Consider the following 12915-nt stretch of genomic DNA (forward strand, 5'->3'; position numbering starts at 1 on the left):
GATCCGCGCGAGAACGAAGGGATGCTAGCACCGAGCGCGCGGAATTTCTGAACCAAGACGGTTCGTCTGGCGCAAAATATGGAAAGATTTCGTCGGCGGGACGACGCGTTCAACCCCTCGAGGGCTGTCCGACAAAGCAGCAGCCCAAATGGCGGCAGGAACCGATCGTGATGTGATCAGCGCTTGATGGCGCGGCCGCTGCGGCTTTCGGCGATTGCCCGGACTTGATGGCGGCGAACCAGCTCGGCCTGGACCTCGGCTTGGAATGTCATGACCTGGTTGCGGACCTCATCGTCGGAGCAGCCAAGCGACGTCAGCTCAGCAGCCAGTCGGCGGCACTCCGTCTTCCAGAAGGCGACTGCATCCTCGCCGTGGCGGCGATCCAGTTCGGCCGCGCACCGTTCAATGTCACCGGCGCGCGAAGCGACCGGGAAAAGCACGATTTCGCTCGTCGTCATTGCTTGCAGAGTTTGGTTTGACTGTACTGGCATCGACTCATTCCGTTGCGTCCGACTCATTCCTAGCCGACCATGGTTAACGCTTTCCTCTTCGCCTCAGATAAACGTGCCGGTTCGATCTCTCGCGAATCTCGGCGATGCGTCGGAGCGGGCAATTTTGAGGGGTGGCCTTCCATCGCAAGCAGGACTTCCGAACCATCAAAAATGCAGCTAGGTTTCTGTGCTGCTTTGTCGATGCAGCGAGGGGGCTGAAATCGGTGAGAAGGGTAATTGCGAAGCCTGTCGCGGCGGCCATCGTGGTATTCGCGCGCGCACTTACCGCCGTGCGCGCCATCTGGCCGAATGAGGGCATTCCTCAGGGCCAGTGCGTTTATTTTGCCAATCATTCCAGCCATGGCGATTTCATTCTGGTCTGGGCGGTCCTGCCACCGAGCTTGCGGCGCCGGACGCGCCCCGTCGCCGGCGCGGAATATTGGCTAAAGTCGTCGATCAACCGTTTTATCGGCCGCGATGTCTTCGACGCCGTGCTTATCGAGCGGGATCGCGATAAGCGTACCCGCGATCCGATTGAAGTCATGGCCGAGGTCATCGATTCCGGAGCGTCGCTGATCCTCTTTCCTGAAGGCACGCGCAACCAGACGGATGCCCAGCTATTGCCGTTCAAAAGCGGGCTCTTCCATCTCGCCTCGATCCGGCCCGACGTTCAGCTCGTGCCGGTCTGGATCAACAATCTCAATCGCGTCATGCCAAAGGGCGAGATTGTTCCGATCCCCCTCATCTGCACCGTGACCTTTGGCGACGCCCTGCAAATCGAAGCCGGTGAGAACAAGGAAACCTTCCTTGACAGGGCGCGCAGAGCGTTGCTCGATCTGTCACCAAAGCACCCGGGCGGTGACCAATGAACGCAAACTCCGACCTGTGGATGCTCGTCCTCGGCATTTTCACGCTCCTCGTCGTTTCCTCGACCATCGGCTACCTGCTGCAGCGGCGACTGCCTGCCGGTCAGTCGAATGCCGCGATCGAGAATCTGAATGCGCGCATCAAGGCATGGTGGATCATGGTCATCCTGATCGGGCTCGCCTTTCTTGCCGGTCGCGTTGGCGTGCTGCTGCTCTTCGGCTTCTGCTCTTTCGCGGCGCTACGCGAGTTCATCACCCTGACCGACACCAAACGTGCCGACCATTGGGCCCTCGCAGCCGCCTTCTTCGTCGTACTGCCGCTGCAATATTGGCTGCTGTGGGAGCGACAATACGGCATCTTCTCGATCTTCATTCCCGTCTACGCGTTCCTGCTGATGCCAATCATTTCGGTACTGCGCGGCGATACCGAGCGTTTCCTGATACGCATTGCCGAAGTGCAGTGGGCGCTGATGATCTGCGTCTTCTGCGCCTCACATGTCCCCGCGCTGCTGACGTTGACGATCCCGGGTTATGAAGGCCGCAACGTTCTCCTAATCGCCTTCCTGGTGATCATCGTGCAACTCAGCGATGTCCTCCAATATGTCTGGGGCAAGCTGTTCGGTCGAACGAAGATCGCGCCAAGCCTGTCCCCTTCGAAGACTGTGGAAGGCTTTGTCGGCGGCGTAGTGAGCGCAACATTGATCGGTGCTGCCCTATGGTGGATCACGCCTTTCACGCCGTTTCAGGCCGGCGTCTTGGCCCTTGTCATCACAATGATGGGCTTCTTCGGCGGCCTCGTCATGTCAGCAATCAAGCGAGATCGCGGCGTCAAGGATTGGGGCCACCTGATCGAAGGACACGGCGGATTGATCGACCGGCTTGATTCCGTAGTCTTTTCCGCACCGATCTTCTTCCACATTGTCCGCTACTGGTGGTCGGTCACATGATGGCGCTGATACGTCGCCTGGCTCAGAGCAATGTGACGCACGTTCTCTTCGCGTTTGTCGCCATGGGTGGTTGGGCGCTTCTCGCCAATAGCAACCACCCGCTGCCGCGAGCCTTGCTGGCTGGCGTTGTGCAGGGCGGACTCTCGGCCTGCCTCACCTTTTTTCTCAAGACGGTCATTGAACGGCTCTCGAGACAGTTCAAAGGGCGCGCCGGTCTGTGGGCGCCACCGCTGATCGCATGTCTTGCTTCCACTGCCGCACTGATCTCGATCCACGCACTGAGCGGCACGCCGGAAATCCTGAAAACCATAGCGGTGCCGCTGGCTGTCTCGACGAGCTACGCAGCGGTCTACAATTACTTTCTCTATCAACAGAGGATCGAGGTATGACGGAAACGGGCGATCGGCGGCCGCTGGCAAGCAGAGACACACAATGGGCAAAGCGCATTGCACAATGGCTGGCCGCGAGGTCGATTACGCCGAACCAGATCTCGCAAGCGAGCATGATCGCCGCAGCCCTGGCGGGCGGCATGTTTTTCCTCGCCGGACGAGATGACGGGTTGAGCAGAGCACTCCTCCTAGTCCTTGCGGCCGCCTTCTGCCAATTGCGGCTGCTCTGCAATCTCTTTGACGGCATGGTCGCCGTCGAAGGCGGCAAGGGCACAGCCGATGGACCGTTCTGGAACGAATTCCCCGACCGTATCGCCGATATACTGATCCTGGCTGGCGTGGGATATGGCATCGGATCGCCTGGGCTTGGTTGGGCAGCGGCATCTTTTGCCGTGCTGACAGCCTATGTTCGCGAGCTCGGGCGAGCGACGGGAATACCGAGCGACTTCTCAGGCCCGATGGCAAAACAGCATCGGATGGCGACAATTACGGCCGCGGCTCTTCTATCGATCCTCGAGCCGCTGTGGGACGGGCATAATCAGGTCCTGCTCGCGGCACTCTGGCTGATCGCCGTCGGCGCTGCCTTAACGGCGCTGCGCCGAGGCAAAAACGTCGTTCGAAATCTGGAGGCTGACCGCGTAGGCAATTGATGCACGTCGCTCAATCCTCCTCAGGCGTACCGAAAAGCCGGAAAGTGCGCTTTGCAGCCGCGCGGCCGGGCAATAGAACAACGACGCCGCTTCTTCTTTTCCCCGAAGCGGCCTAGGACTAGCCTCGCTTCGGCGAGGCATTTTTCTTTCTCCTATTTATAAGATTTTTATATCCGCGCCCTGCCGCCGATCTCGAACGCTTATGCGCTTCGGCCGCATATTGATGTCCGAGAGATCCAAGGATCATCTCCACGCCAGAAAGCAGAGGTGCCACCCGATGGGATGGCGCCCTTTGTCTTGTCTGACTCCAGAAGAACAACAGGAGTCACGATCGATGATGGACATAGGTCTACTCGCCATAACAATCGTATTTTTCGCCCTGTGCTTTGCCTACACCAAAGCCTGCGACCGGCTCTAACCGGAGGAAACGCCATGACCTTCGATTATATTCTCAGTGGTGCTGTCACCGTGTTTCTTACAGTTTACCTCACCTACGCTCTCATTCGCCCCGAACGCTTCTAGCGTCGCACCTTCTCCCATCGCGACAGATGGAACCAATCGGGTATTGAAAGTTACCTCCCATGACCCTCAACGGATGGCTTCAGATCCTGCTTTACTGCGGCATTATCATCGTGCTCGTCAAACCGCTCGGCGGTTACATGACACGCGTCTTCAATGGCGAACGCACATTTCTCTCACCGGTCCTCGTTCCGATCGAACGGGGACTTTATGCAATTGCCGGTACCAGCGAACGCGACGAACAGCATTGGACCTCGTACGCCTTTGCCATGCTGCTGTTTAATCTATTCGGCGTTCTCGTTCTTTACACGCTGATGCGCCTGCAAGCGGTTTTGCCTTATAACCCGGCCGGCATGCCCGCCGTTCCAGCCGAACTCTCCTTCAACACCGCCGTCAGCTTCGTAACAAACACAAACTGGCAGAACTACGGTGGCGAAAGCACCATGTCCTACCTGACGCAGATGGCAGGACTCTCCGTGCAGAATTTCGTATCGGCAGCGACCGGTATCGCCATTGCTGTCGGCCTCATTCGTGCCTTTGCGCGCGCCTCGGGCAAGGCGATCGGCAATTTCTGGGTCGATATGATCCGCGCGACCCTTTACGTCCTACTGCCGATCTGCATCGTGCTGACGCTGGTCTATGTCTATCTTGGCGTGCCGCAAACCCTCGGCCCCTATGTCGACGCAACGACCCTCGAAGGCACCAAGCAGACAATCGCGCTCGGCCCAGTTGCCTCGCAACTTGCCATCAAGATGCTCGGCACTAACGGCGGCGGCTTCTTCAACGCCAACTCCGCGCATCCCTTCGAGAACCCTGACAACATCTCGAACATGATCCAGATGGTGTCGATCTTCGCGATCGGCGCGGCCCTCACCAACGTCTTTGGCCGCATGGTAGGCAACCAGCGTCAAGGCTGGGCGATCCTCGCGACGATGGGCCTTCTCTTCATCGTCGGCGTCGCTGTCACCTATTGTGCGGAAGCAGCTGGCAATCCGCTGATGCATGCCTTCGGCCTCGAGGGCGGCAACATGGAGGGCAAGGAGGTCCGCTTTGGCGTCGCCATGTCCTCGCTCTTTGCGGTCATAACAACCGCTGCCTCCTGCGGTGCGGTCAATGCGATGCACGGCAGCTTCACGGCGCTCGGCGGCCTCATCCCGCTCATCAATATGCAGCTCGGTGAAATCATCGTCGGCGGCGTGGGTGCAGGTTTCTACGGCATCCTGCTTTTCGTGATCATCGCGATCTTCGTCGCAGGGCTGATGGTCGGCCGGACGCCGGAATATCTTGGCAAGAAGATCGAAGCCAAGGAGATGAAGATGGCGGTTCTGGCCATTCTCTGCCTGCCGCTCGCGATGCTCGTCTTTACTGCAATCGCCAGCGTCCTGCCGTCCGCCGTTGCCTCGACCGGCACGGCCGGCCCGCACGGCTTCTCCGAGATCCTGTATGCCTATACCTCGGCCGCGGCCAACAATGGCTCCGCCTTCGGCGGTCTCACCGGCAACACGCCCTGGTACAACATCACCCTCGGTGTGGGCATGTTGATGGGTCGCTTCCTAGTCATCGTCCCGGCGCTCGCGATCGCAGGATCGCTCGTCGCCAAGAAGACCGTTCCGGCCTCCGCCGGCACCTTCCCAACGGATGGACCGCTCTTCGTGGGTCTCCTGGCAGGCACGATCCTGATCGTTGGCGGCCTGACCTTCTTCCCGGCGCTGGCGCTTGGTCCAGTCATCGAGCATTTGGTCATGATCGCCGGCCAGACTTTCTGAGGTGAAGCAATGATCCTTCGTCACGGGCTTCGCAGATCCTTCAATGCGCGTCCCGGTTTGCCGGGACGTGAGAGCCAGCGGATGACCCGCACCTCCGACATCATCCTGGTGATGCTCGCCGGTCTCCTCGTCGTCGTCGCGATATTCCGGATTCTACACGGCTGATCGCATTACTGTCGCCTCACCCTTTTCAAGCTGGAGTCTCTTATGAGCCAGGCAAAATCAGCGAGCGTCATGGATCCTCGCATCCTCATTCCGGCCGTGGGCGCCGCCTTCAGGAAGCTGAACCCGCGCACCCTTGCCAAGAACCCCGTCATGTTCGTCGTTGCAACGGTTTCGGCGCTGACCACGATCCTGTTCGTCCGCGACCTCGTCACCGGCGGCGGAAATCTCGGCTTCTCCTTCCAGGTCAACCTCTGGCTCTGGTTCACCGTACTTTTCGCCAACTTCGCCGAAGCGGTTGCCGAGGGCCGCGGTAAGGCACAGGCAGACTCGCTGCGCAAAGCCCGTACCGAAACCCAGGCGAAGCTGCTGACAGCCAATAACGGGAGCGGCTATCGCCTCGTTCCGGGCACGAGCCTGAAAGTCGGCGATCTCGTCCTCGTGGAAGCCGGCGATATCATTCCCTCGGACGGCGAGGTCATCGAGGGCGTCGCATCGGTCAACGAGGCCGCGATCACGGGTGAATCCGCCCCTGTCATCCGCGAATCCGGCGGCGATCGGTCGGCCGTGACCGGCGGTACGCAGGTTCTGTCCGATTGGATTCGCGTCCGCATCACTGCTGCCGCAGGACACACCTTTCTCGACCGCATGATCTCGCTCGTCGAAGGCGCGGAACGTCAGAAGACCCCGAACGAAATCGCGCTCAACATCCTGCTTGCCGGCATGACGCTGATTTTCGTTCTGGCCACCGCGACGATCCCGAGCTTCGCGAGCTATGCCGGCGGCTCGATCCCGATCATCATCCTCGTCGCGCTCTTCGTGACACTGATCCCGACGACCATCGGCGCGCTGCTCTCCGCGATCGGCATCGCTGGCATGGACCGTCTCGTACGCTTCAACGTACTTGCGATGTCGGGCCGCGCCGTCGAAGCAGCCGGTGACGTCGACACGCTGCTCCTCGACAAGACCGGCACGATCACGCTCGGCAACCGCCAAGCCACGTCCTTCCGCCCCGTTCACGGCATCTCCGAACAGGACCTTGCCGATGCCGCGCAACTGGCATCGCTCGCCGACGAAACGCCGGAAGGCCGCTCTATTGTCGTGCTCGCCAAGGAGAAGTACGCGATCCGCGGCCGCGACATGGGAACCCTGCACGCCGCCTTCGTGCCCTTCACCGCCCAGACCCGTATGAGCGGTGTCGATATCGAAGGCTCGTCGATCCGCAAAGGCGCCGTCGATGCCGTGCTCGCTTATGTCGGGGCTGCATCGTCACCGGCTTCGGGCAATACGACCGTCGCCCTCCGCACCAACACCGAGACCGTACGGGAACTGCAGGCGATTGCCGATGAAATCGCCAAAGCAGGTGGTACGCCGCTGGCAGTCGCCCGCGACGGTAAGCTTCTCGGCATCATCCAGCTCAAGGATATTGTCAAGGGCGGTATCCGCGAGCGCTTCGCCGAGCTGCGCCGGATGGGCATCCGGACCGTCATGATCACGGGCGACAACCCGATGACGGCAGCAGCTATCGCGGCCGAGGCCGGCGTCGACGACTTCCTCGCCCAGGCGACGCCGGAGAACAAGCTGTCCCTGATCCGTGAGGAACAGGCCAAGGGCAAGCTCGTTGCCATGTGCGGCGATGGCACGAACGACGCACCCGCCCTCGCCCAGGCCGATGTCGGCGTTGCCATGAACACCGGCACGGTTGCCGCCCGCGAAGCCGGCAACATGGTCGACCTCGACAGTGATCCGACGAAGCTCATCGAAATCGTCGAGATCGGCAAGCAGTTGCTGATGACCCGTGGCGCGTTGACCACCTTCTCGATCGCCAACGACATCGCCAAGTACTTCGCCATTATCCCGGCAATGTTCCTGGCCTTCTATCCACAGCTCGGTGTGCTGAACATCATGGGGCTGGCGACTCCGCAAAGCGCCATCCTGTCGGCCATCATCTTCAACGCACTGATTATCGTCGCGCTGATCCCGCTATCGCTGAAAGGCGTGAAATACCGCGCGATCGGCGCCGGCGCGCTGCTCTCCCGTAACCTGCTCATCTATGGCGTCGGAGGCATCATTGTCCCGTTTATTGGCATCAAGGCGATCGACATGGTCATTACGGCCATCGGTCTCGCCTGAGGAGTTGACATCATGTTGAAAGAACTTCGTCCGGCAATCGTCATGATCGTTGCCACCACCGCCATCACCGGTCTGCTTTACCCGCTTGCCATGACAGGTGCCGCGCAAGCTCTCTTCCCGGCGCAAGCGAACGGCAGCCTGATCCAGAAGCACGGCAAAGTGCTCGGCTCGACACTGATCGGCCAGGCCTTCACCAGCGACAAGTACTTCCATGGTCGCCCTTCGGCGGCAGGCGATGGATACAACGCTGCCTCTTCTTCCGGCTCCAACCTTGGCCCCACGAGCCAAAAGCTGCTCGATCGCGTGAAGGCTGACTATGAGGCAGCCAAGGCCGCCAACCCGAATGCCCAGGTGCCGATCGATCTCGTGACGGCCTCTGGCAGCGGCCTCGATCCGCACATCTCGCCCGAGGCGGCCTACTTCCAGGTACCCCGCATTGCCAAGGCGCGCGGCCTGGACGAAACCAAGCTGAAGGCGATTGTCGAAGCGGCCGTCGATCACCCCGAACTCGGATTTCTCGGTGAGCGCACGGTCAATGTTCTGGCATTGAACCAGTCTCTTGATGCTTCTATGTCTGAGTAGGGTGGAAAGCCCCGGCAGCTTGCGCGTGGCCGGGGCTTCCTCGTCAGGGAAAGATGAAAAGCATGCCGGAAGACAGCCGCGACAAGGTTGGCAGGCCCTCGCCCGATGCACTGCTTGAGAAGGCGCGACAGGAGGCCCGTGGCCGCCTGAAGATATTCCTCGGCGCCGCGCCCGGCGTAGGCAAGACCTACGAGATGTTGGAGTCGGGCCGCGCCAAACTGTTCGATGGCCTTGACGTGGTGATCGGCATCGTCGAGACCCATGGCCGCAAGGAAACACAGGCCCTCGTCGAAGGCTTCGAAGTCATCCCGCGCGTCAAGATCGACTACAAGGGCCGCCCTCTCGAGGAGATGGATATTGATGCCATCCTTGCGCGCCGGCCCGGGCTCGTCCTTGTCGACGAACTTGCCCATACGAACGCCGAAGGAAGCCGTCATCCCAAGCGCTACCTCGACGTGAAGGAATTGCTCGACAGCGGCATCGACGTCTATTCGACGCTGAACATCCAGCATGTTGAGAGCCTGAACGACGTCGTCTCCCAAATCACTCGCGTCCGCGTCCGCGAGACTGTCCCTGACTCGATCATCGACATGGCAGATGACGTTGAGATCATTGATCTGACGCCGGACGATCTGATCAAACGGCTGCACGACGGGAAGGTCTATATTCCCAAGACCGCCGAACGTGCCCTGACCAATTATTTCACGCCAGGAAACCTGACCGCGCTGCGTGAACTTGCATTGCGCAAGACCGCGCAGCGTGTCGATGACCAGTTGCTGAACCACATGCAGGCACACGCCATCGCTGGTCCTTGGGCTGCCGGTGAAAGGGTCCTTGTATCTGTCGATCAGCATCCACGATCAGCTTCGCTCGTACGCTACGCGTCTCGAATGGCCTCGCGACTGCGAGCACCGTGGGCAGCCGTCTACGTCGAGACCAATCGTTCGATCAACCTGACGGAATCTGACCGCGACACGATTGCGGCGACGCTCCGGCTGGCTGAACAGCTCGGCGGCGAGGCAATCACCATTCCCGGCCGCGAAGTCTCGGAAGAGCTGGTCCGGCACGCTGCGGCCAATAATGTCACGCATATCGTCATCGGAGCGCCCGGCAGGCCGACATGGCGTGACTGGTTTCACCGCTCCATCGCCGACGACCTGATCAGAACGTCAGGCAACATCAGCGTCCATGTGATTTCCGGCAACGAGAAAGATGAGGCATCCGCGCGCAGCATGAAAGCTGCCCCCTCCTCGCCCGCGTTCAATATCCAGGCATATCTCTCCGCCACGGCCTATGTGGCAATCGCGCTCGTCGCTGGCGTCGTCCTTGATCAGGTGCTGGATGTCCGGAACCTTGCCCTTGTGTTCCTGATGGCCGTGCTCACGTCAGCGGTGATCCACGGGCTTCGTCCAGCGCTCTACACCTGCATCCTCAGCGCGTTGGCCTTTAACTTTTTCTTCCTGCCGCCTCGCTACACGCTGACGATCAGCGATCCGGAAAGCGTGCTTGCATTGTTCTTTTTCCTGGGTGTGGCCGTCGTTGCTAGCAATCTCACGGCAACGGTCCAACGCCAGGCGGCGGCGGCCCGGCAGCGCGCCAGGACGACCGAAGACCTCTACCTGTTCTCCAAGAAATTGGCCGGCACCGGCACGCTCGATGACGTTCTCTGGGCCACCGCCTTTCAGCTCGCATCGATGCTCAAGGTCCGCGTCGTGCTTCTACTGCCGGAGGAAGGCACGATCTGCGTCAAGGCCGGCTATCCGCCGGACGACACGCTCGATGACGCGGATATTGCCGCTGCCCGGTGGGCATGGGAGCACAATCACGCGGCCGGCCGCGGCGCTGATACCCTGCCCGGCGCCAAACGCCTCTATGTACCGCTGCGGACCGGACGGGCAGCTGTCGGCGTGATCGGCCTCGACAATGACCGACGCGATGGCCCCCTATTGACGCCCGAGCAGCAACGCCTACTCGACGCGTTGGCGGACCAGGCAGCCCTTGCGATCGAGCGCATTCAACTCGTGGCGGATGTCGATCGTGCAAGGCTTGCGGCGGAAGCCGACCGTTTGCGCTCTGCCCTTCTGACCTCCATCTCGCATGACCTGAAGACTCCGCTCGCGGCCATTCTTGGCGCCGCCGGCACGTTGCGTGACTATCTCGATTCCATGCCGCAGGAAGATCGCATGGACCTTCTATCGACCGTTATCGACGAGTCGGAACGGCTCAACCGCTTTATCGCCAACCTGCTTGATATGACGAAAATCGAATCCGGGGCAATGGAGCCTAACTATGCGTTGCACTATCCCGGCGACATTGCGGGAAGCGCGCTGCGCCGCGCCGAGAAAATTCTCGCGCACCATCACACCATCATGACGATTCCTGCGGACCTTCCGATGGTCCGTGTCGATCCCGTGCTGTTCGAGCAGGTGCTTTTCAATTTGCTCGACAATGCTGCCAAATATGCTCCACAAGGATCGTCGATCCGGATCGATGGGCGGGCGGATGAATACAACGTGATGATCCAGGTTTCGGACGAAGGCCCTGGCATTCCGCCGGCCGACCTGGACCGCGTTTTCGATACTTTCTACCGCGTGCGCAAAGGCGATCAGGTTCGCGCCGGCACGGGTCTCGGCCTGTCGATCTGCCGAGGTTTTGTCGACGCGATGGGTGGCACGATCACAGCCGGAAATCGCTCTGATCATTCAGGTGCCGTCTTCACCATCCGTCTTCCAAGACCAAATGAGATTCCGAAATTGGATGAGCTCAAATGACCGGTTCAGCCGTAAAAATTCTCGTCGTCGATGACGAGCCTCCGATCCGCAAACTGCTTCGCGTTGGCCTCACCGCGCAAGGTTATGAAGTGCACGAGGCGCCGAACGGCGCCTCTGCCCTGCAGTCGGCAAAGGACGAACCGCCTGATCTGATCGTGCTCGACCTTGGCCTGCCGGACAAATCGGGTCACGAACTGTTGCGGGAATGGAGAGACGCGGGCCTAACCTTGCCCATTGTAATCCTTTCCAGCCGCACAGATGAAACTGGTATCGTCAACGCTCTTGAAGCGGGAGCTGATGACTATCTAACGAAGCCGTTCGGCATGAACGAACTCGGCGCTCGACTGCGGGTCGCCTTACGCCATCGCTTGCAGCAGCAGGGGGAGCGGGCGATCTTTCAGGCCGGCGGCCTGTCGATTGATCTGGTCAAACGCATCGTCAAGATCGATGGCAGGGAAATCAAGCTCTCGCCGAAGGAATACGATATCCTCAGGGTTCTTGCCCAGCATGCCGGCAAGGTCCTGACCCACCAGTTCCTCCTGAAGCAGATCTGGGGACCGGCCGCCGACGTGCAGTATTTGCGGGTCTATGTTCGACAGTTGCGCCAGAAGATCGAACAGAGCCCGGACCAGCCGCAATATATCACCACCGAAACCGGTGTCGGGTACAGACTGAAGGAAGCGGATCCGCCAACAGGGTAGGTTATCGATAGACGCGCTCCGATAGTGCGCGCATACCGAGCCCGACCATCACTTCGTAAGCGATGCGACGGCGAATCGGATTGTGCAATCGGATGGCGGTTGAACCAAAAAACTCGGTTTCGATGTGATCGAATGCCTTGAGTTCAGGCGAAGTCCTGATCGCACGCGCGTAAAACGCGTGAAACGCCTGTCGGCAAACATAAGTCTTGTATTTCGTCAGGCAGAAAACGGAAAAGCGACCAGCTTCTTCACGCAGGAAGTCGGTCACGCCAGCGGTTACCTCGGGCCAAGCCGGATTGAACGTATCGTCGAAAACGATGATTCCGTGCTCTGCAAGCGACGCGGCAGCAAGACGACTATCGGCCGCGATGTGGTGCAGCATGTGGCCACCGTCGATACTGAAGAACCGGACCATCCCGGCTCTTTCGGTAATGTTCTCGGGTCGGAGCAGCGTGCTGTCGCTCTTAATGACGCATTCGGCGTCCACGGAAAGGCCAAGTTGACGGCCGCCCGCCGCGAAACGTTCGTACTGCGTCGCGCCATGATCCGGATTCACGATACCAAACGGATCGATGGCCACAATCTTCTCCGCGTCTCCGCAGATCTTCCGCAACAGAAAGTAGGAACGACCATAGTAAACGCCGATCTCGGCTAAGCCACCTTGCAAGGATGCTGATTGCTGGGATAGCAAGACCGCAAGAAATACCAGAGCGTCCGGCGGATCAATGTATCCTTCGATCGCCTGAAGATCATGGAATATGAACTTTCTGATCGACGAATCCATCTGGGTTCGGCCTTCAGTTTCACGATGAGAACTACCGAAGGGAACAATTCTTCGCAGAGAATAAGAACAAAAGTCAATTCTATTTAAAATGACGTGCCGGGAGTATTTAGAAGTACGACTGTTGTGGCAATCATTGTTGAATAACGGTCGCGAT

At 59.7% G+C, this 12915-nt stretch carries 13 protein-coding genes; 11 read left to right on the plus strand and 2 right to left on the minus strand.

The annotated features are described in order from the left end of the window. Positions 1-176: 176 nt before the first annotated feature. Positions 177-491: a DUF6074 family protein gene (locus NBG89_RS16585; RefSeq protein WP_431320838.1), complete on the minus strand. Its 315-nt coding sequence runs from the start codon at positions 489-491 to the stop codon at positions 177-179. A 224-nt stretch (positions 492-715) separates the two neighbouring features. Between NBG89_RS16585 and NBG89_RS16590 the strand changes: the two genes are divergently transcribed. The 11 genes from NBG89_RS16590 to NBG89_RS16640 all read left to right on the plus strand — a co-directional run bounded on the left by NBG89_RS16590 (position 716) and on the right by NBG89_RS16640 (position 11977). Continuing rightward, positions 716-1360, plus strand: coding sequence for a lysophospholipid acyltransferase family protein (locus NBG89_RS16590; RefSeq protein ID WP_431320839.1), 645 nt, complete (start codon positions 716-718; stop codon positions 1358-1360). Then, entirely contained in the window at positions 1357-2304 is a 948-nt protein-coding gene (locus tag NBG89_RS16595) for a phosphatidate cytidylyltransferase (protein WP_431320840.1), read from the plus strand. The genes NBG89_RS16590 and NBG89_RS16595 overlap by 4 nt, the downstream gene beginning before the upstream one ends. Next, positions 2301-2693 (plus strand): hypothetical protein, encoded by a 393-nt coding sequence (locus NBG89_RS16600; protein WP_431320841.1) that lies wholly within the window; start codon positions 2301-2303, stop codon positions 2691-2693. The genes NBG89_RS16595 and NBG89_RS16600 overlap by 4 nt, the downstream gene beginning before the upstream one ends. Further along, on the plus strand, positions 2690-3343 hold the full coding sequence (locus NBG89_RS16605; RefSeq protein ID WP_431320842.1) for a CDP-alcohol phosphatidyltransferase family protein: 654 nt from the start codon (positions 2690-2692) through the stop codon (positions 3341-3343). The genes NBG89_RS16600 and NBG89_RS16605 overlap by 4 nt, the downstream gene beginning before the upstream one ends. 432 nt (positions 3344-3775) lie before the next feature. After that, complete coding sequence (locus NBG89_RS16610) at positions 3776-3865, plus strand: K(+)-transporting ATPase subunit F (RefSeq protein WP_431320843.1); 90 nt, start codon at positions 3776-3778, stop codon at positions 3863-3865. A gap of 59 nt (positions 3866-3924) precedes the next feature. Next, positions 3925-5628, plus strand: a complete 1704-nt coding sequence (gene kdpA / locus NBG89_RS16615) for a potassium-transporting ATPase subunit KdpA (RefSeq protein ID WP_431320844.1) — start codon at positions 3925-3927, stop codon at positions 5626-5628. A 9-nt stretch (positions 5629-5637) separates the two neighbouring features. Then, on the plus strand, positions 5638-5793 hold the full coding sequence (locus NBG89_RS16620) for a hypothetical protein (protein ID WP_431320845.1): 156 nt from the start codon (positions 5638-5640) through the stop codon (positions 5791-5793). A gap of 42 nt (positions 5794-5835) precedes the next feature. Next, positions 5836-7923 (plus strand): potassium-transporting ATPase subunit KdpB, encoded by a 2088-nt coding sequence (gene kdpB, locus NBG89_RS16625; protein WP_431320846.1) that lies wholly within the window; start codon positions 5836-5838, stop codon positions 7921-7923. A 12-nt stretch (positions 7924-7935) separates the two neighbouring features. Then, positions 7936-8505, plus strand: a complete 570-nt coding sequence (gene kdpC / locus NBG89_RS16630) for a potassium-transporting ATPase subunit KdpC (RefSeq protein WP_431320847.1) — start codon at positions 7936-7938, stop codon at positions 8503-8505. Between the two features lie 62 nt (positions 8506-8567). Beyond that, complete coding sequence (locus NBG89_RS16635; protein ID WP_431320848.1) at positions 8568-11276, plus strand: DUF4118 domain-containing protein; 2709 nt, start codon at positions 8568-8570, stop codon at positions 11274-11276. Beyond that, positions 11273-11977 (plus strand): response regulator transcription factor, encoded by a 705-nt coding sequence (locus NBG89_RS16640; protein WP_088693137.1) that lies wholly within the window; start codon positions 11273-11275, stop codon positions 11975-11977. Before NBG89_RS16635 ends, NBG89_RS16640 begins: the two co-directional genes overlap by 4 nt. Position 11978: 1 nt before the next feature. Here the strand turns inward: NBG89_RS16640 and NBG89_RS16645 are convergent, their stop codons facing one another. Further along, entirely contained in the window at positions 11979-12761 is a 783-nt protein-coding gene (locus tag NBG89_RS16645) for a class I SAM-dependent methyltransferase (protein ID WP_431322720.1), read from the minus strand. Positions 12762-12915 lie beyond the last annotated feature (154 nt).

The sequence above is a fragment of the Rhizobium sp. YTU87027 genome (assembly GCF_050644135.1).
GTDB lineage: Bacteria > Pseudomonadota > Alphaproteobacteria > Rhizobiales > Rhizobiaceae > Rhizobium.

Bases quoted from the DNA above. Each gene is read 5' to 3' on its own strand.
- kdpA (WP_431320844.1), top strand. From the start codon at position 3,925: ATGACCCTCAACGGATGGCTTCAGATCCTGCTTTACTGCGGCATTATC.
- NBG89_RS16605 (WP_431320842.1), top strand. From the start codon at position 2,690: ATGACGGAAACGGGCGATCGGCGGCCGCTGGCAAGCAGAGACACACAA.
- NBG89_RS16600 (WP_431320841.1), top strand. From the start codon at position 2,301: ATGATGGCGCTGATACGTCGCCTGGCTCAGAGCAATGTGACGCACGTT.
- NBG89_RS16595 (WP_431320840.1), top strand. From the start codon at position 1,357: ATGAACGCAAACTCCGACCTGTGGATGCTCGTCCTCGGCATTTTCACG.
- NBG89_RS16640 (WP_088693137.1), top strand. From the start codon at position 11,273: ATGACCGGTTCAGCCGTAAAAATTCTCGTCGTCGATGACGAGCCTCCG.
- NBG89_RS16635 (WP_431320848.1), top strand. From the start codon at position 8,568: ATGCCGGAAGACAGCCGCGACAAGGTTGGCAGGCCCTCGCCCGATGCA.
- NBG89_RS16620 (WP_431320845.1), top strand. From the start codon at position 5,638: ATGATCCTTCGTCACGGGCTTCGCAGATCCTTCAATGCGCGTCCCGGT.
- NBG89_RS16585 (WP_431320838.1), bottom strand. From the start codon at position 491: ATGCCAGTACAGTCAAACCAAACTCTGCAAGCAATGACGACGAGCGAA.
- kdpC (WP_431320847.1), top strand. From the start codon at position 7,936: ATGTTGAAAGAACTTCGTCCGGCAATCGTCATGATCGTTGCCACCACC.
- kdpB (WP_431320846.1), top strand. From the start codon at position 5,836: ATGAGCCAGGCAAAATCAGCGAGCGTCATGGATCCTCGCATCCTCATT.
- NBG89_RS16645 (WP_431322720.1), bottom strand. From the start codon at position 12,761: ATGGATTCGTCGATCAGAAAGTTCATATTCCATGATCTTCAGGCGATC.
- NBG89_RS16610 (WP_431320843.1), top strand. From the start codon at position 3,776: ATGACCTTCGATTATATTCTCAGTGGTGCTGTCACCGTGTTTCTTACA.